Source organism: Flintibacter porci, assembly GCF_041925195.1.
Classification (GTDB): Bacteria; Bacillota; Clostridia; order Oscillospirales; family Oscillospiraceae; genus Lawsonibacter; species Lawsonibacter porci.
Genome location: NZ_JBHEVB010000003.1, coordinates 41,200 through 59,267 on the forward strand (window position 1 = coordinate 41,200; position 18,068 = coordinate 59,267).

Below are 18,068 nucleotides of genomic sequence, written 5' to 3' on the forward strand. Positions count from 1 at the left end.
CTATGGGGCTGGTGCGGTCTGATTATTTGCTGTGCTTGTTCAGCCACTCGATGGCACAGTTGGCGTGGATGGCGGCTCCTTGATAGAACACGCTCTCATCCAGTACCATTCTGGGGTTGTGGTGGGGATACTGCTCGGGTCCGCCGGCTCCCAGTACCAGGAAGGTGCTGGGCACCTGCTCGGCCACGTAGCTGAAGTCCTCGGTACCGGCCATGGGGGGCATGGCCTGAATGTTTTCCTCCCCCACCATCTCGGCCACCGACTCAAGCAGTTCTTTGGTGGTGGCCTCATCGGTAAAGGTGCAGGGACAGTTGAACATGGTGATCTCGTACTCGCCGTGCCACGCCTTGGCATAGGCATCCACGATCTCAGGCAGCCGCTCCAGCACATGCTTGCGGGCCTCCACGTTGTAGGTGCGCAGGCCTACCTGCAGGTCAGCGGTGTCAGGGATAATGTTCACTGCCGTACCCGAGCGCATCACGCCGCCGGACAGGGTCGCGACCGCCTGGGGAGATACCTCCCGGGTCATGAGCATGTTGAGGGCGGTGTAGATCTGGTTGGCGATCATGATGGGGTCCACACACAGGTCGGGCGTAGAGCTGTGTCCGCCCTTGCCCTGGATATGGATGGCAAAGGTATCCAGAGAGGAGCTGGCCACGCCGGAGCAATAGGTCACCTGGCCCACGGGGGTGGTGGAGAAGATATGGATGGCCATAGCGGCGTCCACCTTGGGCTTTTCCAGCAGACCGTCGTCGATCATGGTCTTGGAGCCGTATCCCATCTCCTCGCCGGGCTGGAACATGAGCTTGACGGTGCCTTTCAGCTCGCTCTCATGGTCCTTAAGAAGCTTGGCCGCACCCAGCAGCATGGCCGCGTGAGTGTCGTGGCCGCACATGTGGCTGGCATTGCGCTTGGAACAGAAGGGCAGGTCGTTGATTTCCTCCATGGGCAGGGCATCAAAGTCAGCCCGCAGCAGGATGCAGGGACTGCCGCTGCCGATGGTGGCTACCACGCCGGTGGATGCCCTCATATCGGGGAAACCCATCTTGATATACTTCTGCCGTACGCTCTCCTCCATCACACCGCAGCGGTGGGACTCGATCCCCATCTCGGCCAGCCGCTTTTCAATGTACGCTGCCGATTCGGGCAGGTCCATGCCGACTTCGGGAATCTGGTGGAGATAGCGGCGGTCGGCCACGATCTGCTCCTGAAGCAGTTTGGCTTCTTCCAACAATTCTTTCATGCTCTGGGGCTCCTTTCTGTTTCCGGTCTTTCCGAGATAACACGTTGTACGACTGCCGCCCAGCCTAAATGGCCGCTGGAAATGCAGTGCGTAATTTATGATTTCGCAGCAGCTGCCTTGCCCTTAACCATGGCATAGATCACTGCACCTACGATAAATCCGATGACAGAGGGAATCAGCCAGTCAAAACCCAGGCTGCTCAGAGGGATATAGGACATCAGCTTATCCAATCCATCGGTAGAAATGGAGTGAAGTCCGTTTGCCCGCGCTACTACGAAAGCGTCATAGGCACTGATCAAAGTAGCCACATATACCGCACCCTTCCAGGCTCCGTCGTTGGGTACCAGGCGCTTGCACACGCCCAGCACCGTCATGACTACGGACATGGGGAAGATGAGCGTAAACAGTGGCCCGGAGAAGGCCAGTACGTTGCTCACGCCGGTAGCGGACATGAGGAAGATGATGGCGGTAATTACCAGAGCAATGATACGGTAAGGGATCTTGCCCCGGGTCCATTCCAACACCCAGTCGGAGGCAGTTGCAATCATGCCTGCGGCAGTGGTGAAGCAGGCGAAGATTACGGCCACCGCCAGCACTACGATACCGCCGTAGCCAGCCAGTTTCTGCACCAGACCGTTGAGCAGGGCGGTGGAATCCATATCAGCGGCGAAGTAGGGGGTACCGCAGGCACCCAGCCAGCACAGTCCGCCGTAGACCACAACCAGAATGATGAAGGCCACTCCGATGGCCCGCACCAGAATATTTTTCTGATCCTTATATTCGGTATACCCCTTGGCCTTGATGCTGCCCAAAAAGATACCTGCGCAGATAAGGCCGGTGGGGATATCGCCGGTATTGTATGCGGTAAGGGTAGCATAACCTAACCCACAAGAGGGCAAAAAGCACGGGAGGGGCGGCTATTCGTCGCTCCTCCCGTATGCTTTGATCCCGCCCTCTTGCGTGTGCCGCTCCCGTGCTTCTGGGGGGGCGGTTGACGCAAGCGAGCAGGCTCGGAAATGCTTCTAAGATTGGCCCGTTTTTTCTCAAGTATGCTGTCCCAATTTCTCAAAAAACTTGTCGCGCTACAGCAAGAATGGAGGAATGACTTATGTTGCCCAGCCTGTTTGGTGAAAGTTTGTTTGATCGTTTCTTTGATGATTCTCTGGAAAAGGAGTTCTTCGGAACCCATAACCCCCTGTATGGTAAGCATGCCAAGAACCTGATGAAAACCGATGTAAAGGACGTAAACGACCACTATGAAGTGGCTGTTGACCTGCCCGGTTTCCAGAAGGATGAGGTCAATGTGGAACTGGAGAACGGCTACCTGACCATCAGCGCCGCCAAGGGCCTGGATAAGGACCAGAAGGACGACGAGGGCCACTATATCCGCCAGGAGCGTTACAGCGGTTCCTGCAGCCGCAGCTTCTATGTGGGCGACATCCAGCCTGAGGATATCCACGCCAAGTATGAGGACGGCATTCTGAAGCTGACACTGCCCAAGGCCGATCAAAAGGCAATGGAGCATCAGAACCACATCGCCATTCAGTAAAACAAAACAGCGCGCCGGTTTTCCGACGCGCCGCAAGCCCCGGACCGAAGATCCGGGGCTTTTTTATTGGATGGTTTCTGCCCGAGATTCTCCCAGAACCTTGATTCCCGCCTGCCGCAGCTGCTGGGCTGTCACTCCATCTCCCGGTATCAAACGCCGGGAAAACGTCCCGTCGTAGATCTCTCCGCTGCCGCAGGAGGGTGAGCGCTCTTTAAGAACCGCCAGCTCACACCCCTGTTCCAGAGCCGTCTTTAAAGCCAGCTTTGCTCCTGCCTGGTATGATTCGGTCACATCCGTGCCCTCCCGGTTCACCACCCGGCCGTCACGCTGCCGTTCGGCGGGAGGACGCGGGGTTGGCAGGCCACCCTGCACCTCCGGGCATACGGGGATCAATTCATGCCCCCGCGTCCGCAGGGCCTCCACCTCCGGATGCTTTTTCCCTTGCCCGTCATATCGGCAGGGACACCCCAACAGACAGGCACTGACTAAAATTTTCATGGCGTCTCCTTACAAAAAAGCCCGCTTTTCAGCGGGCTTTCAAGGCTTAGTGAGTGAGATAATACTTGACCAGGGTCTGGAGCAGCTCATCCCGGTCTATCTTCCGGATCAGTGCCCGGGCATTGTTATGGTTTGTGATGTAGGTGGGGTCCTCGGAGAGAATGTAGCCCACAATCTGGTTTACCGGGTTATATCCCTTTTCCTGCAGCGCCTGATACACCGTAGCCAGGATCGCCTTGATCTCCAGATCGCGCTGGTCGCCCAGACGGAATTTTCGGGTGAAATCCATCTCGTCCATCGAAAACACCTCCTAAACTAAGCATGGAAAAGATGTGCTTAGTTTACTCCAAAAACCCCGTTGTGTAAAGGGCAGCAGGTAAAAATTTAATAATTTTTTAGAAAGTGCCACTCTCCTCCGGCTCTGTCTCCTCTTTTTTCTCCTCCTTCGGCACACGTTTTATGGCAATAAAGCAGCAGATCAGATAGAGCAGCGCCAACACGATGGCACTCGCAACCAATTCCTCACTGGCCTGACCAAAGGTACATACATTCAGTGTGTTTCCTTGAATATTTGCCACCACTCGTTCACTGAGCAAATTATAAGCCCTTGGATAAGCCAGAAGCCCGGAAAATCCCAAGTCTGTCAGCGTCAAGAAGATTGCTGCCACCAGCATCCCCCGCCGTCCTTTTTTCAGCAGCGGCAGCATAGTCAGCAAGCTGATCCCTGCCCAAACCGGAAGGTAGAGTTCTTCCTGCGAGACATAGAGCCACCCAGGCAAATCGTCTCGCCAAAACAGGCACCAATACCCCATGAGAATCAAAGGGGCCAGCGCGGGCACTGCCTTCATCCAGTAGAACTTTGTCCGACATAAACGTAGCCGCGGGATCTCCTTCTGGGAGGCCCAGGGAAAATTGTGGCCGGATACAGGCTCCCGTGCCAGCTTATGGGCTAAATATACCGTCAAGTAGCTTAGGGCTATCGTCAGTCCTGTCCAAATGAGAAAATATACCAGCAAGTGTAATACTACACCGCCAATGCTGGTTCCCATCTCCAGCACGTACCAAAACCTCTCCAGCAAGGTCGCCATCGAGACAGCTCCCAGCACAGCCCCAGCCCCGGAAAGCAGCATCCCCACCACCGACCAGCTTACAAAAAACACCATCACCCACACCCCCAGTTGAAACCAATGAGTATGGTAGGTGTAGTGAGCCTGGAGATAGATTCCGTAGGCCAGGCAGCCCAGATACAACACCCAGCAAAGGGGAAGCGGCACAAACTGGGCCAGCAGGTAAAACAGCAATCCTCCTCCAATGGCAAAGGCAAAGGACAGCAGGTTCTGCCAGTCGCTCTTCTCCAGGGTCCGCACCGGAGCCTTAGGGTCCAGCAGCTCATCCACTGTCACGCCCAGAACACGTGCCAAAGCCACCATGGTAGTCACGTCAGGGTAGCTGCCGCTCTCCCACCGGGACACCGTCTTATTGGACACTCCCAATTGATCCGCCAATTCCTGCTGGGTCATCCCTTTGTTTTTCCGGTATTGCCGCAGACGTTGGGCAAATTCCTGTTCGTTCATAGGGTTCCCTCCCCTCTTCTTTTCGCCTTTATCTTACCGGAAATCCACTCTCTTGACTACCTCACAGCCTGAGAATTCTATCTCGCCAGATGGGATTTTCTTCTCCCTCTCCATCTGGTATGGTTAGAAAATCAATATTTGGTCCTTTCTTCAGGTCAGTTGTTCTGATACAATGCACTCAAATCAAACAAAGGAAGTGCACACCATGAAACGGATCGTCAGTGTACAGGACATCTCCTGCCTGGGTAAGTGCTCCCTGACGGTGGCTCTGCCCATTATCTCCGCCATGGGAGTGGAATGTTCCATCCTCCCCACCGCGGTGCTCTCTACCCACACCATGTTTAAAAATTTCACTTGTAAGGATCTCACCGACCAGATCAACCCCATTGCCCATCACTGGCAGCAGGAGGGGTTCCAGTTCGACGCCATCTACACCGGCTACCTGGCCTCCAAAGAGCAGGTGGGCGATGTGTGCGCCTTCTTTGACACCTTCAAAACCCCGGACAACCTGATTCTGGTCGACCCTGCCATGGCGGACAACGGTAAGCTTTACCCCGCCTTTGGTCCCGACTTCCCCGCCGAGATGGCCAAGGTATGCGCCAAGGCGGACGTGATCGTCCCCAACCTCACCGAAGCCAGCCTGCTTACCGGCCTGCCCTACCGCACGGAGTACGACGAAGAATATATCCGCCAGATGCTCCAGGCGCTGGCCAAGCTGGGTCCCCGGTATGTGGCCCTGACGGGTGTCAGCTTTAAGCCTGAAAAGCTGGGCGTTATGTACTACGACCAGCAGACCGGCCAGTACGGCAGCTACTTTAATGAGCGCCTGCCCGTAGCCATCCACGGCACTGGTGATGTGTTTGCTTCCACCTGCGTGGGCGCTCTGATGCGGGGCAAGTCTCTGGGCGACGCTCTGGCTCTGGCTGCCGACTACACTGTGGAGTGCATCCGCGCCACTCTGGCCGATCCCAAGCCCAGCTGGTACGGCGTTAACTTTGAGGAGGTCATCCCCTACCTGGTCCGTCGCCTGGGGTGATTCCATTTTATTCTCCTTTTCAATTCATCTTTTGGGCAAAGAAAAAGAGCGAACTGATGAAATCAAAGTCAGTTCGCTCTTTTTTATAAAGAATGAAAAAGTGTTGCCAAATCGTTGCCACAAGGGATATTAAACCTTAGAATCCCTGTCATGACAGACTTTTCGGGCTTCTAATATTACTCCCATTCGATGGTTGCCGGAGGCTTACTCGTGATGTCATAGCAGATGCGGTTGATACCCTGCACCTCGTTGACGATGCGCACAGAGATCTTATCCAACACCTCGTAGGGGATACGGGCCCAGTCGGCGGTCATAAAGTCGCTGGTGGTTACGGCACGGAGAGCCAGGGTATAGTCGTAGGTACGGCCATCGCCCATAACGCCCACGGAGCGGGTGTTGGTAAGCACAGCGAAATACTGGTTGAGGTTCTTGTCCTCGCCGGCCTTGGCAATCTCATCCCGGAAGATGAAGTCGGCCTGACGCAGAATGTCCGCCTTCTCCTTGGTGATGTCGCCGATGATACGGATGGCAAGACCGGGACCGGGGAAGGGCTGACGGGACACCAGGTACTCAGGCAGTCCCAGCTCGCGGCCCAGCTGACGCACCTCGTCCTTGAAGAGCATACGCAGAGGCTCGATGATCTCCTGGAAGTCCACATAGTCGGGCAGGCCGCCCACGTTGTGGTGGCTCTTGATGACGGCGGCGGAACTTCATTTCACGTCCCAAAAAGCGTTGCAGAAAAAGAAAGTGTTGGCTTCCTTCTTCACTTTTCCCACTCATTATAGCACGCCATTTTTTACTGTTCAAGTTTCCCACTCAAGGTTTGCAAACTTTTGAAAAGAAAGAAGCCAGAAATACGAACTTTCTGACTTCTTCTATCAACTATTTATACACTGGTGGCATCTTCATATCTAAAAATGCTACTACTTTTTCTTTGTAAATCAAATCTACCGACATTTTATCCTCCTTAATTTGTATACATCTCGCTGATACCTGACAAGAACTTTTGAAAATCCTCCACCACTTCGGGGGGATAGGTGATCTTGGCCCGCTTCCCAAAGCCGCACACCCACGCGAAAAACTGGTTGCTGATCTCCACATCGGCGGTCACAACAAAGTGCCGTTCATCGTCTGGCCTGTAAAATACATCCGGGGTTGTGCCGAACCGCTCAATGACGGTATCAAGCAGCGGATTGATGAAGCGGACGCTGACACGCTTTTGCTGGCCTCCAAACATGGAGAACACGCGGCGGGTGTAGCTTTCCATGTCAATAGCTTCAAAGGCTTCCGCCCCCTCCCTCGGCTCTTCCAGCAGCTTAACTTCCTTCATGCGGTCAATACGATATGTCCGCATGTCTTGGGCTTTATCGTCAAAGGCCAGGAGATAATAATTGCCCTCGTTTATCAGCAACTTGTAGGGGCTGACTTTGTAGATCGCACCCTTGCGCCGCTCCACTTGGGTACTTCGATCTTGAAGTGTATGTTTCAAATACTTGAAGCTGATCTTTTGTGGGGTGTGGGGCTTGCCGTCCAGCTTCTTTGCCATGGCCGCATTGATCTTGGAAATGATCGTCATGGTTCCCCGCTGGGTGGTTTTTACGCGGTCGCATAAAAAGACTTCCTCTTGGAGCTGGTCGGCTTGATGGATGCTGCAAAACTCGCTGATCGTTCCGACAAGCTCCTTTGCTTTGGCAGCGGAAATGAACTTGGCCGCGTGGACGCACTCAGCCAGCAAACGCAGATCGTCAAATTCAAACTGCCGGGAAAGTAGCCTGTATTTGCCGCCTTGCCCTCCGTCAATGTCCATGCCGAACTCGTCACGCAAAATGGCAATATCACGGTAGATGGCGCGGCGCTCTGCTTCAATCCCACATTCGTCTTGCAGATAGTCAACCACATCCCCGGCTGTGACAGGATGGTTTTCGTCGGAATTTTCCAGAAAGTATTTTGCCACATAGAGGGTTTTCAGCTTTTGATTTTCCGATCTTGCCATGTGCGCGGCCTCCGCTTCGTGATCTTGGTTCAAGTGTACCACAAAACCGCGAAAAAGGAAACGGGCCGCTCATGGGAGCGGCCCGCCTGTCAAATAAGCCGCGCGTGGTTCTGTATCGCCGTTTCTATCCGTTGCGGCTCAATACCGATGTATCTTTGTGTGACGGCGGCGGAGCTGTGCTGCAAAAGCCGCTGGACAAGGGCAATATCATAGCCGTTTGCCTTGTAAATCTCCGTTGCGTACCATTTGCGGAAGCTGTGTGTGCTGATACCCTCATAGCCCAAATAATCGCACACAAGGCGGAGCTGCTTTTGTATGGCCCGCTCGGTAATGGGGAAAATCAGCTCGTCGAGGCGGACACCATTCCGCAAGCAATAGTTTTCTATGTATTGCTGTATGACCAGCGGGACGGTGAACACGCGGCGCTTGCCCGTCTTTTGCTCGGTGATCTCCAAACGGTATCTGTCTCCATCCCGGACAATATCGCACGGGCGGAGCTTCAATATATCGCTGACGCGCAAGCCCAAATTTCCTTCCAGCACAAGGGCGGTTGCAATCCGCTCATTGGGGCGGCACCCGCAAAAGCCCTCTTTCATGGTCTGTATGATCTCTTTGTATTGCTCTGTGGTGAGCGCCTTTGTTTTCTTATTCATGGTGGCCTCCATCGTCAAAAGTTCGTCTTTTCAAGCGGTAAAGTTCGTGTATGCGGGGCGGCGGCGGAAATGTCCCGGAATTACTGGGTTTTGGTGTTCGTATTTCTCCACTTTTAGGAACTCCGGGGCGGGGCGGGGATTGCTCCCCGCCCTTCCCTGTTACCCAGCCAGTACCATTTGCTCGGCACAGTCCAGACAAGCAATATTGACGATCTTGGTTGCCCGGACGGAGTTACCGCAGCAAGGGCAGATGTATTTGCGGGTGCTGGATGTGCGCGGCGGCGGTGTGGTTCCTGTTCCGCTGTGGGTTCCGGTTCCGGTGACGCGGAAGCCGTAAAACTCGTTGCGGTTAATCAGAATATCGGTCAGGCCGTTTTCGATGATGAAGTCTAACAGGGCTTCGCTGGGGGAAGTATGCGACCAGCCGTATTTGTCGCTGTGTTCCACACAAAGTCCGTGGGCCTCGGCTGCCTCCTTGAAGCGACGGTTGTGGTAGGTGTTGCCCCTGCTGCAATCCTGTACGCCCATCTCGTAGTTGTAATAATGCACCATCTCATGCAGCAGCGTGGCGGTGACTTCCTCAATGGGCCGGGACAGCGTGCCCGCGCCAATGTTGATCTCATGGGTGCCGCCCAGCTTGGATACCCATGTATCTTCCCGGAGGGAAAAGTGGCCGTATGCCTTTGGTGTTGACTGGATGGTGATGGTCGGTCTTGAAAGTACACCTTCAAAAAATTCGCGGTTCAGCAGGTCAAATACCTTGTTCAGATACCCGGCAACGCGGTTGTAGCTCGTCAGTTCCTTCATGTCTTTTTCTCTCCTGTTCTTGATTTTGGAGAGAGGGCAAGTTATAATGTCCTTGCCCTCTCCGTTTGGATTGGGGTGGAAGCTCTTTGCCTGTTAGCTTTGGTCGGCAGTCAGGCAAGGGGCTTTTCTCATGCGCTGATCGTGAAGCGGCGGGACGCACTCTGCTTGGTGAACGCCTTGTAAAGATCACCGTAGGTTTTCTTGAAGGCTGTTGTATCAAAGCGGTTGGTAAGAACGGAAGTCCAGCGGACGATGTACTGTCCAGCGGTCAGCTCTTCGGTTTCGCGTTCCAGCATTTCCTGTTTGATGCTGTCCCGGATGGCTTCGGCTTCGGCCTTGGCTTCCTCAATAACAGCCTCCCACTCGTTCAGGGCTTCGATCTTAGCAATCAGTTCATTTCTGCTCATTGTTCATTCTCCTTTTCTTTTGAGGGGTGTTCCCCTTGACTGATTATATATTACACCATTTTCTGTGTAATTTCAATTCGCAGATTACACAAATATCTGTGTAATTATTTGTTTAACTTTTACATTGATTTCTGTGTAATCTTGTGTTAGAATGAGGACAATGGAGAAGGGCCACCATTTTTGAGCGGCCCCGGAAGGGAGAGCACCATGCCAATCAAATACAAGATCGACATTCTGGCCGCGCTCAAAGAAGCGGGGTACAATACCAACAAGCTCAGAAAAGAAAAGCTGCTGTCAGAAGGGGTCATTCAAGCCCTGAGAGAAAACAAATACATAGCCTTGCAGAATGTTTCCAAAATCTGCGAGTTGCTGGACTGCCAGCCCGGTGATCTCATGGAATACGTCAAGGAGCCAGCGGAGAACGACCAGTAAAAAGGAGCTGCCGCCCATGTTTGACAATACTCAGCTTCCCCTTGCCCTTATCATGGAAGAGATTTTGGAATGGGAGAAGAAAGAGGACAAAGAGGCCGAAAGCAACAACAATCAGCAACTTGGGACAACTTCTGAAAAGTCTTGAATACAAAAAGAGAAGTCGGAGAGAAGATTTTGCATCTTCCTCCGACTTTTTGACTTCTTACAATAACTTCGAGCGGGAGCGGGACAGGCCGCGCCGCTCTTACTTAAAATACCAATACACCATCTTGTCGGTCAGCTTGCGGGCCTCGTCATCCAAAGCCTTTTCCACGGTGGCCTGTATTGCCTTGCCGCTGCTGTCGATCACGCTTTGGGTCAGGGTTTCCAGCAGATCGCGGCGGCGGTTCAGAAATTCGGTGAAACGCTGCTTTTTATCGTCGGTTCCCAAACCTTCCCGCTTGGCCTTCTTATAGTTCTCCACGGCGGTCTGTTCCGGGTCATCGGTTGGGACGGCGTTTTTCAGATTGGCAGCATGGAGCGCAAACAGCTTTTCTTCCTGTTCAAACTCCTAAAAAATCTTTGCAACTTCAATGAACATCGTTTTTCCTCCTTCATGGATCTTGTTTGAAAGTGTATTTTCAAGTGCCGGCGGCGGTAGATGTACCATGCCCGGAGGTATTATTTATTCTTAATTATTATACCTTCGGGTGTGGTACATCGGCGGCAGACTTACACAAAATTCTTCCTGAAAATGAACTTGCGTTCCGGTGTACGGCGTCCGGTGTCAACGATCAGCTTGTCGCGGCGGAGGTTTGAAATGGCTTTAGGCCCATACCCCAGCGCGGCCAGATCGTCCCTTGTGAAATCACCATCAGGCAGCGTTGCACTGGCTCGTTGCTCCACTCGCTGCCTGCCCTTGGCGGCGTTCTGATCTCTGTTGTATTCGGCTGCGTTCCGCTTCCAGCTCACATTTGGGACGATCTCAACATCCTTGTCAAAGTCGATAGTGAAGCTGTATTCGTCACTACCTGTATCACCGTGGAGCGGGAACAGAAGCGGTGGTTTTGCGGCATGATCGGCGTAGTATTCGTTGTATTTCTGAAAGCTAAGACGCACATATTGATGCACCCAGCGTTCCAACAGTTCTTTTTCGGCCAGCGGCAGCGTCATGTATTTGTGGTCTGAGTAGTACAATGCGCTCATAAAGCCGTCAAGTTCCTCTGGGTCGCGTTTGAGATAATCTTGCAGCTCAAGGCCATGCAAACGCATAGCCCTATTTGTGCGGCAAAAATCAATATTCTGTGCAACCATGTTTCCCCATTGTTCCCATGTCATGGGAACGCCCTCATAGGTGCATTGGTTTTCTTCGCGGTGAACCTTGTAACACCACACGCCCGGATATTTGCCATCCATTTTCAAGCCGCACCCAAAGGTAACGATCTTCTGCACTCCGTCTGGATAGCCCATCTTGTGTGCAATTCTGGCCGCTGTAAGATTGTTGCCGGAGCGGAAAAACGCCTTGATCTCCTGTGCGTCCTGTTCGGCCACATCGACCAAACCTAACCTTTTTGCCAAAATGTCGTATTGTAGCCTGTTGCGCTGATTGGTGGATAGCCTGAGAACATCTTTCGCCGCTTGGCCCAGAAACTTGACGCGTTTGGGGAACTTCTTGTATTCGGGAAAGTGAGCCGCGAAAAACTCGTCTGGTTCGTAGTCCTTTCCTTCGTATCGTATTTTGTGTTGATGCGCTGACACCCACTCATCAGCTTCACCAAAGGCGTTTGCTGCCTTGTTTGTCCGTTCTGTTGTCACCCATTCAATGGGGTTGCCGCGAAAACTGTACTTCTGTTCTTCTTTGCTATCCTCTGGTAACGGATGCTAATTCTTCATCTGGTACTCGTCCTTTCTTCATAGATTTGGGTAAACCACGGATAACGTGTTACCAGCACTAAGCCAGCCGCCCGGACGATGATAGAAGTACATTCTACCCAGATGAAAAGCGGAAAGGACTTTTCAATCCGTGGCTTAACTAAACCTACAAAGCAAAAGGGTTCTTTACTGTTGGATTGGCTATTCTTCTTTTTTCTATCTTTATTATACCTCAAAAATTTTTTTGGCACAAAGAAGCCGCTGAACGCTCTGATTTCCTCAATTCTGCAACAAAGTTGCCTCTTTCTGCTTGATAGTTGATGCAAGATCACGCAAAGTTGCCCTGAGTTCTCAGAAGTTGTCAGTTTTACCCTCATTCATACCCTCGGCTCTTTCGAGCGGGTGAAGGGAAGCGGCACATTGAAAGTGTAGCTTCAAGGAGCGGGAGGCCCGGCGGGGGAGCGGGACAATGGAATACCACGCGGCGGCGGGGGATGGTTTTGGGAAATTTCATCGGTGATTTTCGATCTTGGTTTTGGTTGACCGTTTTCCAGACCGCTGAGAAACACGGCGGAAACGACCGATTACGGAGGACGCGGCGGAGGTTTGGAACGGCAAGGCATAAAAACAGGGCGGGAAAATCCCGCCCTGCTTTGTATTGGTTATTTTGCCGCGCGCTGATATTCACAGGTAACGACCGTACCGTCATCCCGATCGACGGTAATCACAAACGTATCATTCTCCGTGAGTTTAATATTAAAATCTCCGCCGCTCCATCCGGTGACAGGCTTAATTTTCCACTCTTCGGAGTTGATTTTAAAATCCATAGACTGGCCGTCACTCTGTACGAAAATGAATGGTTGACCGTCGCTCTTAAAACGTAATTCTGCGGTGAGCGAATTGCAGGTGGTGTATGTGCTGCTATCCGTTTTACGCATAGAAAATGCCTGGGCATTGCCAGAGAGATATTCCCACTCTCCAAGATAGGGATAACTGAAATTCACAATCGCCCGGATATCTTCGTCGAACATGACATACTCATGGGTGTCGATGGCAGTTTTCAGCGGTTCAATATCACCTTCCAGGCATTTCACCCACGCCGTATTGCAAGCGGATAACTCTTCAGAAATCTTTGCAGCCAAAGCGGCGCTGTCTTTATAGTCTCCAAGCTCAGAAAACGCATCTATCGCTTCTTCATAATATCCGTCACTCAGAAGATCATGTGCAACGTTGTAAGCATCGTTGTAAGCACTCTCCTCTATAGCCGCTTTTGCATTGGCTATTTGCTCTGCGCTGTCTTGATAATCTCCTAATTCTTCGAAAATAGAAATTGCTGCCTCATAGCGCTCGCTGGTCACAAGAGAGATAGCCTTATCATACTTCGCGGCGCGGATCATCTCAACGCTGTCCTTGTAATCCCCAAGATCCTCAAACGCGGAAATTGCTTCATCATACTTTCCGGCTTCCGCCATGGAAATGGCAGTATTGTAAGCATCCAGTCTCTCAGCTTCTTTTTGCTTATTGGAAAGTACCATAACCACCACAATGCAAACAGCCACAGCAAGAAGCGCTATCAACGCCATTTTCTTGTTTCTCTGTTTTTGCTGCTGTTCGGCTTCGGCCTTTCGGCTCTTTTCTTTCTCAATCTCCTTCAGGCGCTGTTGCCAGGTAAGCCTTACAGGAATTGGCTTCCAAGAAGTGTCTACCCGCGCAAGTGCCTTAAACAGGCCATGGAAATCGAGAATATCGCAATATTTCTGCTCTCTTACATGGTAAGCGTCATTGTAAGAAATCTGAGGCGGTGTGTACTTTTCAATCAGCCACAATGCGTTAGGGATTATTACGACTGTGTAATCTCCTCCCGGTTTGGCTGCCGGACAATGTCCTTCCATAGACACAGTCTCTACGATACCATCACGGGGCAGATTGAGGTATGCACAGCCGATAAGCCTGTCACCCTCGTAAATCTCCGCCAGAAAGCTACCATCAATAACAGCATCCACGCCGCTGATTTTCCATTGCTTTTTGCTGCTGACTGTTACATAAATCAGCATCGTACCACTTGAGGTAAAATTAGCCTCAGGTTGTGAGAATTGCAGTGCCTCCATCAGTTCTTCCTGCGGACGTTCTTCCATCAGGTGTAACTTGATTTTTTCTTTTTCCTTTTGAATTGCGTCCATCTTATTTTGGATGGTCATCTTTTTCCATCCCAAGGCGGCTAAAGCCATATTTGCTAAAGAACCCATCGCTGCATTAGAACTGCGGATTTCCGCATTTTTCATCATTGTATCAGCAGCGACCATTGCACCAACAGCGGTACTGCCTGTGATACCTGCGGCGATACCGCCCATGGTGCCCCAGCTGCTTTCCTTCTGCTTCGGCGCACGGGGGCTCCCGTTTATCTCTTTTTGAAGTTCATCGTATTCTTGCTTTGCATCTTCCAAGGTTTTTTTGAAAAAGAACTCTCGCTTTCCCCGGCCGCGCTGCTGGGCAAGCTCTTTTTCCAATGCGGCGGCAGCTTCATCCACCTTTTTTGCTTTTGCGAGCTTTTCTTCCTTTTCGTTCTGCTCTTCTTCATTTGCCATAGCGTCGCTATATTCCTCACCGATACGGTAGGCATCGACTTGGTGTCCGTCCAGCTTTCCACCAAAAATTTTGACAAGTTGACTGTTCTGCTGTCCCAGTAGCAAGGCTCTTTGGGCCTCCGCTTCGTTTTTTAGCGGGTTAAGCCCCTTTGCATTGCACTCCAGATAGAAACTATAGCAAACTTTTCTTTGCTTCTCGGTGTATTGTTCCATACTGACCTCCCGAATAGTGTTTTATGGAGATTTCTTGCTCGTATCTTTGTTCTTGTGGGGCCATACAATCTGCTCATTGTGTTGCTTCACAAGCTCATGGGCCTGTTCATCGTTTCGCAAACAAAGTTCACAGCATTTCAATGGTTTGTGATACCCGGCCAGTAGTTCCGACAAGCTCTTGTTCTCTCCACTTATGAACGCCTCCCGGATTTAGGTGCATCCTTGCAAATGGAGCCGTCTGGCCGTCTGATTGATGGTGTACCACGCCATAGCACTCCCCCTGTTCGCTTGTGTCAAAGTTAAACGTCTTAAAAACGTCTTTTTGTGACCACGGACTTTTTCCAGACTATAATAACATTTTTGCGTGGTCTGTTCAAGTGATTTCAAGTCTTTAACAAGTATATCACAATCGCTTCCATGGCTATCCTTGTTACAAGGAGGTGGAGAAGTGGAAGCAAATTTTATCCGCGAACGCATTACACAGCTCCGCATGAAAAAGGGCGTTTCTGAATATCATTGATTGGCCGTTTTCCAGACCGCTGAGAAACACGGCGGAAACGACCGATCACGGAGGCGGCGGAGGCAAAAAGAAAAGGACAGTTTGAAACTGTCCTTCTGGTGATAATGTATTATTCTTCCACCTTGACGATCTCGATTGCTGCGTCCAACAAAAGATTGATAAGTTCATTGCGGGAGCGATTTGTCTTTGCAGACAACACATCCAGTCGCTCAATCATTTCTTCCTTCATGCGAACGGACACAACTTTATATCCATCATCGCCCCTACGAGCGGATTTTTTCGTGATCTTGATTTCCTCTGCCATGCTGTCACCTCGTTTGTAGTTTTAGTTTACCTTGACAGCAGTAGTTTTGATATATTATAATATTGTAATTAAAATAAACTACAATTTTGTAGTTGTTCGAATAAGGAGGACACAAAATGAAATACTGTTCAAAATGCGGAAACGAACTGCTTGATGAAGCAGTCATTTGCCCCAAATGTGGGTGTCCCGTGGAGAGTGGCACAAATCAAAACAATGGGTCTAAACTCAATAAGATAAAGACTGCACTTGTCTTAAACATTATCGCCTTTGTAATCGCGGCCTTTACAGTCGCTAATTATCTTCTCTTGGGAAGCAGCGGTAGCAGTGCAGCAGACCAAAATACAAACATGCTTCTGCTTGGATTGTTAGGTTTAGTCACTCTCTCCTTTGTCCTTTGTATCATTAACATGGTTTCGGCCCAAAAAGGTCATGCAAGAGCCGCTCTTGCTTGGATTTACGTAATTTCTGTTGTCCTAACTACGATTTTGTTTGCAATCTTCTCTCCTGTATTCTTCTTTGCTGCAATTTGCGGATATGGTATCCTTTTCCCTGTGCCTCCTATTTTGCAAATTATTGCCGCAGTTAAACTCATTCAAGCAACAAAAGAATGAAAAACAGCGTCTTTCGTCAAGTAAGATACAGCCTATATTTTGCTTTTGCTCTCAACGGAATAATCATTCAATGGATAGCACCCTTTCAATACAAATGTAATTTCACGGGCGAAAAATGCTTTGCTTGCGGCTTGAAAACAGCGGTAGATTTACTTTTTCAGGGTAGATTGGTGGAGGCATATCAATCCAACAAATTGATTGTTGTCCTTGTGGGTGCGGCTGTGATTATGGCGATAGATGTAGGCTTATATTTTCACCGAAGCCGTAAAATAGTACAACGCAAAACTACATAGACAAAGAGGGCGGTACAACTTCAACGTACCGTCCTCTCTGCTTTTGTATTCCATTTTTCATTAGGCCCCCGTGTTCTCTTCGTCCCGAAGGCCGGGCCGCCGACATGAACGCTCGTAACGCTCATACGCTTCAATAACCATTTCATCTGTCCAGTTGACAAGCTCTGCATCGGTGAGCCAATGACCATCTTCGCAACGCCAGCCGTGATCGTCCATCAGCATACCAATCTGATCCATCATGCAATCAATCTCTTCACGGGTGTAAGTATTCTTCATTGGGTTAAGCCTCCTTCTTCATTTCCATCTTCTGCTGATACGCAGCAAGGTCAATCACCTTGGGGGCGTTGCTACCAAAGTCAGGCAGCTCCTTGTAGTTGGGGAACTGGGCCTCAAACCAACCCTTCACATACTGGTAGGGGTTGCTCTCCTTCTGGGAACAGGTCTTGACGATCTCGAACTGAGCCAGCAGCTCGGCGGCGTTCTTAAACACGCTCATGTACTTCTCCATGTTGGCATAGGTCAGGTTCTTGTTGGGGCGGGCAGTCTTGGAGGGGCGGCGGGTCTTGCGGATGATCTCGATACCGGGGAAGTCGGCACGGATTTTCTGCAACAGCTTGTATTCCTCGGAGCCGTACTCGTTGGCAGCGGCTTCAAAAGCCTTGGTCATGGTCAGGGTGTTGTTGGCAAAGTCGATCTTGTAAGTGTTCTTCATTTTATTTTCCTCCTAAAATTTCAATGTGTGTTGGTTTTTGTTGGTGGGTTATCGGTCGTACAGGGGCTTGCTGGGTGCTGCGCCTTGCATGGCGTTGTATTCAGCGGTGAACTCTTGACATAGGGCTTCATCGGTCAGGGCGTCCAGTCGGGCTTCCTCTGCGTCACGCTCTTCAAAGGTGCGGCAGAAGAGTAACAGGTATTGGGTCATGTGATTGCGGGTCAGTTCCATTTTTTGATCTCCTTTTTGAAAGTGTATTTTCAAGCGACGGCTTCATCGGCGGCGGTGGTGTCATTCTTGGCCTCGGCTTCGATGCTGGCCCAGAACTCCTTGTACTCATCGTACTTGGGGAACTCGGACAGGAACCATGCCAGAACAGCGCGGTAGGGGTTGCTCTGAACCTTGGAGAGCTTGATCTGCTTTCTCAGCTCCACCAGCAGCTCGGAGTTCTGCTCGGTGATGAACAGCTCCATATTGGCGTAGGTCAGGTTCTTGTAGGACTTCTTGTTGGGGTTCTTCTTGATGGTCTTAGTCACCATCTTGGCGGCGGGGAAGTCCTCGCGGTAGGCTTTCCACAGCTTGTATTCCTCGGTGCCGAAGATGCGGGCCTGCTTCTCAAAAGCCTTGGTGACCTGAGCGGTGGTGTCGTCGATGTAGATGATAGCGTTCTTTTTCATGGTGATTTCTCCTTTTTAATCATTATTTTTTGATTTGTGAAAGGTTTTTGTTTTTTCTTTTGTGTTTCCCTCTTTGTGCTTTAAGTATAGCATGAGGCGAAGAAAAACCT

General features: G+C 51.0%; 23 protein-coding genes and 1 pseudogene. 6 read left to right on the forward strand and 18 right to left on the reverse strand.

Going from position 1 to position 18,068, the window contains the following annotated elements:
- Window positions 1–22: 22 nt before the first annotated feature.
- Both ACEVJL_RS03685 and ACEVJL_RS03690 read right to left on the reverse strand, forming a co-directional pair.
- Window positions 23–1,243, reverse strand: a complete 1,221-nt coding sequence (locus ACEVJL_RS03685; protein WP_302668698.1) for a M20 metallopeptidase family protein — start codon at window positions 1,241–1,243, stop codon at window positions 23–25.
- A gap of 95 nt (window positions 1,244–1,338) precedes the next feature.
- Window positions 1,339–2,142, reverse strand: a complete 804-nt coding sequence (locus ACEVJL_RS03690; protein ID WP_374736894.1) for a branched-chain amino acid transport system II carrier protein — start codon at window positions 2,140–2,142, stop codon at window positions 1,339–1,341.
- A 209-nt stretch (window positions 2,143–2,351) separates the two neighbouring features.
- Here ACEVJL_RS03690 and ACEVJL_RS03695 point away from each other — a divergent pair, with 209 nt between their 5' ends.
- Window positions 2,352–2,792, forward strand: a complete 441-nt coding sequence (locus ACEVJL_RS03695; protein WP_374736895.1) for an Hsp20/alpha crystallin family protein — start codon at window positions 2,352–2,354, stop codon at window positions 2,790–2,792.
- 63 nt (window positions 2,793–2,855) lie between these two features.
- Here the strand turns inward: ACEVJL_RS03695 and ACEVJL_RS03700 are convergent, their stop codons facing one another.
- The 3 genes from ACEVJL_RS03700 to ACEVJL_RS03710 all read right to left on the reverse strand — a co-directional run bounded on the left by ACEVJL_RS03700 (window position 2,856) and on the right by ACEVJL_RS03710 (window position 4,864).
- Window positions 2,856–3,290, reverse strand: coding sequence for a 2-thiouracil desulfurase family protein (locus tag ACEVJL_RS03700; protein ID WP_235397616.1), 435 nt, complete (start codon window positions 3,288–3,290; stop codon window positions 2,856–2,858).
- 46 nt (window positions 3,291–3,336) lie between these two features.
- Window positions 3,337–3,588, reverse strand: a complete 252-nt coding sequence (locus ACEVJL_RS03705) for an IreB family regulatory phosphoprotein (RefSeq protein ID WP_008981805.1) — start codon at window positions 3,586–3,588, stop codon at window positions 3,337–3,339.
- A 97-nt stretch (window positions 3,589–3,685) separates the two neighbouring features.
- Entirely contained in the window at window positions 3,686–4,864 is a 1,179-nt protein-coding gene (locus tag ACEVJL_RS03710) for a helix-turn-helix domain-containing protein (RefSeq protein ID WP_374736896.1), read from the reverse strand.
- A 205-nt stretch (window positions 4,865–5,069) separates the two neighbouring features.
- On the opposite strand from ACEVJL_RS03710, the gene ACEVJL_RS03715 reads away from it, so the two are divergent.
- On the forward strand, window positions 5,070–5,900 hold the full coding sequence (locus ACEVJL_RS03715) for a pyridoxamine kinase (protein WP_374736897.1): 831 nt from the start codon (window positions 5,070–5,072) through the stop codon (window positions 5,898–5,900).
- A 176-nt stretch (window positions 5,901–6,076) separates the two neighbouring features.
- Here ACEVJL_RS03715 and ACEVJL_RS03720 read toward each other — a convergent pair.
- The 5 genes and pseudogenes from ACEVJL_RS03720 to ACEVJL_RS03740 form a co-directional block, all read right to left on the reverse strand.
- Window positions 6,077–6,604, reverse strand: a pseudogene (locus tag ACEVJL_RS03720) (GMP synthase (glutamine-hydrolyzing)); the annotation flags it as partial.
- Between the two features lie 263 nt (window positions 6,605–6,867).
- The gene (locus ACEVJL_RS03725; protein ID WP_374736898.1) at window positions 6,868–7,893 is read right to left on the reverse strand and encodes a helix-turn-helix transcriptional regulator; all 1,026 of its coding nucleotides are present in this window, start codon (window positions 7,891–7,893) and stop codon (window positions 6,868–6,870) included.
- An 89-nt stretch (window positions 7,894–7,982) separates the two neighbouring features.
- Window positions 7,983–8,546, reverse strand: coding sequence for a tyrosine-type recombinase/integrase (locus ACEVJL_RS03730; RefSeq protein WP_374736899.1), 564 nt, complete (start codon window positions 8,544–8,546; stop codon window positions 7,983–7,985).
- 159 nt (window positions 8,547–8,705) lie between these two features.
- A complete protein-coding gene (locus ACEVJL_RS03735; RefSeq protein WP_374736900.1) occupies window positions 8,706–9,353 on the reverse strand; it encodes a SprT-like domain-containing protein in 648 nt (215 codons plus the stop codon).
- A gap of 128 nt (window positions 9,354–9,481) precedes the next feature.
- Window positions 9,482–9,760, reverse strand: coding sequence for a hypothetical protein (locus tag ACEVJL_RS03740; protein ID WP_227151598.1), 279 nt, complete (start codon window positions 9,758–9,760; stop codon window positions 9,482–9,484).
- Window positions 9,761–9,967: 207 nt separating this feature from the next.
- On the opposite strand from ACEVJL_RS03740, the gene ACEVJL_RS03745 reads away from it, so the two are divergent.
- Both ACEVJL_RS03745 and ACEVJL_RS03750 read left to right on the forward strand, forming a co-directional pair.
- Complete coding sequence (locus tag ACEVJL_RS03745; protein WP_374736902.1) at window positions 9,968–10,192, forward strand: helix-turn-helix domain-containing protein; 225 nt, start codon at window positions 9,968–9,970, stop codon at window positions 10,190–10,192.
- A gap of 16 nt (window positions 10,193–10,208) precedes the next feature.
- Window positions 10,209–10,337, forward strand: a complete 129-nt coding sequence (locus ACEVJL_RS03750) for a hypothetical protein (protein WP_374736903.1) — start codon at window positions 10,209–10,211, stop codon at window positions 10,335–10,337.
- 99 nt (window positions 10,338–10,436) lie between these two features.
- On the opposite strand, the gene ACEVJL_RS03755 is transcribed toward ACEVJL_RS03750, so the two are convergent.
- The 4 genes from ACEVJL_RS03755 to ACEVJL_RS03770 form a co-directional block, all read right to left on the reverse strand.
- On the reverse strand, window positions 10,437–10,655 hold the full coding sequence (locus ACEVJL_RS03755) for a hypothetical protein (RefSeq protein WP_374736905.1): 219 nt from the start codon (window positions 10,653–10,655) through the stop codon (window positions 10,437–10,439).
- A 248-nt stretch (window positions 10,656–10,903) separates the two neighbouring features.
- The gene (locus tag ACEVJL_RS03760; RefSeq protein ID WP_374736906.1) at window positions 10,904–11,986 is read right to left on the reverse strand and encodes a hypothetical protein; all 1,083 of its coding nucleotides are present in this window, start codon (window positions 11,984–11,986) and stop codon (window positions 10,904–10,906) included.
- Window positions 11,987–12,705: 719 nt separating this feature from the next.
- Window positions 12,706–14,841 carry a hypothetical protein gene (locus tag ACEVJL_RS03765; RefSeq protein ID WP_374736907.1) on the reverse strand — a complete coding sequence of 712 codons (2,136 nt, stop codon included), beginning with the start codon at window positions 14,839–14,841 and terminating at the stop codon, window positions 12,706–12,708.
- A 629-nt stretch (window positions 14,842–15,470) separates the two neighbouring features.
- On the reverse strand, window positions 15,471–15,665 hold the full coding sequence (locus ACEVJL_RS03770; RefSeq protein ID WP_227151602.1) for a ribbon-helix-helix protein, CopG family: 195 nt from the start codon (window positions 15,663–15,665) through the stop codon (window positions 15,471–15,473).
- 116 nt (window positions 15,666–15,781) lie between these two features.
- On the opposite strand from ACEVJL_RS03770, the gene ACEVJL_RS03775 reads away from it, so the two are divergent.
- Both ACEVJL_RS03775 and ACEVJL_RS03780 read left to right on the forward strand, forming a co-directional pair.
- Window positions 15,782–16,276, forward strand: a complete 495-nt coding sequence (locus tag ACEVJL_RS03775) for a zinc-ribbon domain-containing protein (protein WP_374736909.1) — start codon at window positions 15,782–15,784, stop codon at window positions 16,274–16,276.
- Window positions 16,273–16,569 carry a DUF2752 domain-containing protein gene (locus ACEVJL_RS03780; RefSeq protein ID WP_227151604.1) on the forward strand — a complete coding sequence of 99 codons (297 nt, stop codon included), beginning with the start codon at window positions 16,273–16,275 and terminating at the stop codon, window positions 16,567–16,569. The genes ACEVJL_RS03775 and ACEVJL_RS03780 overlap by 4 nt, the downstream gene beginning before the upstream one ends.
- A 60-nt stretch (window positions 16,570–16,629) precedes the next feature.
- Here ACEVJL_RS03780 and ACEVJL_RS03785 read toward each other — a convergent pair whose 3' ends face one another.
- Genes ACEVJL_RS03785 through ACEVJL_RS03800 form a run of 4 tightly spaced genes read right to left on the reverse strand, consistent with a single transcriptional unit; the run spans window position 16,630 to window position 17,958 of the window.
- A complete protein-coding gene (locus ACEVJL_RS03785; protein WP_374736910.1) occupies window positions 16,630–16,845 on the reverse strand; it encodes a hypothetical protein in 216 nt (71 codons plus the stop codon).
- 4 nt (window positions 16,846–16,849) lie between these two features.
- Window positions 16,850–17,281: a hypothetical protein gene (locus tag ACEVJL_RS03790; RefSeq protein WP_374736911.1), complete on the reverse strand. Its 432-nt coding sequence runs from the start codon at window positions 17,279–17,281 to the stop codon at window positions 16,850–16,852.
- Between the two features lie 48 nt (window positions 17,282–17,329).
- A complete protein-coding gene (locus ACEVJL_RS03795) occupies window positions 17,330–17,512 on the reverse strand; it encodes a hypothetical protein (RefSeq protein ID WP_374736912.1) in 183 nt (60 codons plus the stop codon).
- Window positions 17,513–17,541: 29 nt separating this feature from the next.
- Window positions 17,542–17,958 (reverse strand): hypothetical protein, encoded by a 417-nt coding sequence (locus ACEVJL_RS03800; RefSeq protein WP_374736913.1) that lies wholly within the window; start codon window positions 17,956–17,958, stop codon window positions 17,542–17,544.
- Window positions 17,959–18,068: the final 110 nt, after the last annotated feature.

What these genes read in the sequence shown, in the direction of transcription:
- ACEVJL_RS03685 (WP_302668698.1), bottom strand. Translation starts at nt 1,243, where the DNA reads ATGAAAGAATTGTTGGAAGAAGCCAAACTGCTTCAGGAGCAGATCGTG.
- ACEVJL_RS03695 (WP_374736895.1), top strand. Translation starts at nt 2,352, where the DNA reads ATGTTGCCCAGCCTGTTTGGTGAAAGTTTGTTTGATCGTTTCTTTGAT.
- ACEVJL_RS03700 (WP_235397616.1), bottom strand. Translation starts at nt 3,290, where the DNA reads ATGAAAATTTTAGTCAGTGCCTGTCTGTTGGGGTGTCCCTGCCGATAT.
- ACEVJL_RS03705 (WP_008981805.1), bottom strand. Translation starts at nt 3,588, where the DNA reads ATGGACGAGATGGATTTCACCCGAAAATTCCGTCTGGGCGACCAGCGC.
- ACEVJL_RS03710 (WP_374736896.1), bottom strand. Translation starts at nt 4,864, where the DNA reads ATGAACGAACAGGAATTTGCCCAACGTCTGCGGCAATACCGGAAAAAC.
- ACEVJL_RS03715 (WP_374736897.1), top strand. Translation starts at nt 5,070, where the DNA reads ATGAAACGGATCGTCAGTGTACAGGACATCTCCTGCCTGGGTAAGTGC.
- ACEVJL_RS03725 (WP_374736898.1), bottom strand. Translation starts at nt 7,893, where the DNA reads ATGGCAAGATCGGAAAATCAAAAGCTGAAAACCCTCTATGTGGCAAAA.
- ACEVJL_RS03730 (WP_374736899.1), bottom strand. Translation starts at nt 8,546, where the DNA reads ATGAATAAGAAAACAAAGGCGCTCACCACAGAGCAATACAAAGAGATC.
- ACEVJL_RS03735 (WP_374736900.1), bottom strand. Translation starts at nt 9,353, where the DNA reads ATGAAGGAACTGACGAGCTACAACCGCGTTGCCGGGTATCTGAACAAG.
- ACEVJL_RS03740 (WP_227151598.1), bottom strand. Translation starts at nt 9,760, where the DNA reads ATGAGCAGAAATGAACTGATTGCTAAGATCGAAGCCCTGAACGAGTGG.
- ACEVJL_RS03745 (WP_374736902.1), top strand. Translation starts at nt 9,968, where the DNA reads ATGCCAATCAAATACAAGATCGACATTCTGGCCGCGCTCAAAGAAGCG.
- ACEVJL_RS03750 (WP_374736903.1), top strand. Translation starts at nt 10,209, where the DNA reads ATGTTTGACAATACTCAGCTTCCCCTTGCCCTTATCATGGAAGAGATT.
- ACEVJL_RS03765 (WP_374736907.1), bottom strand. Translation starts at nt 14,841, where the DNA reads ATGGAACAATACACCGAGAAGCAAAGAAAAGTTTGCTATAGTTTCTAT.
- ACEVJL_RS03770 (WP_227151602.1), bottom strand. Translation starts at nt 15,665, where the DNA reads ATGGCAGAGGAAATCAAGATCACGAAAAAATCCGCTCGTAGGGGCGAT.
- ACEVJL_RS03775 (WP_374736909.1), top strand. Translation starts at nt 15,782, where the DNA reads ATGAAATACTGTTCAAAATGCGGAAACGAACTGCTTGATGAAGCAGTC.
- ACEVJL_RS03780 (WP_227151604.1), top strand. Translation starts at nt 16,273, where the DNA reads ATGAAAAACAGCGTCTTTCGTCAAGTAAGATACAGCCTATATTTTGCT.
- ACEVJL_RS03785 (WP_374736910.1), bottom strand. Translation starts at nt 16,845, where the DNA reads ATGAAGAATACTTACACCCGTGAAGAGATTGATTGCATGATGGATCAG.
- ACEVJL_RS03790 (WP_374736911.1), bottom strand. Translation starts at nt 17,281, where the DNA reads ATGAAGAACACTTACAAGATCGACTTTGCCAACAACACCCTGACCATG.
- ACEVJL_RS03795 (WP_374736912.1), bottom strand. Translation starts at nt 17,512, where the DNA reads ATGGAACTGACCCGCAATCACATGACCCAATACCTGTTACTCTTCTGC.
- ACEVJL_RS03800 (WP_374736913.1), bottom strand. Translation starts at nt 17,958, where the DNA reads ATGAAAAAGAACGCTATCATCTACATCGACGACACCACCGCTCAGGTC.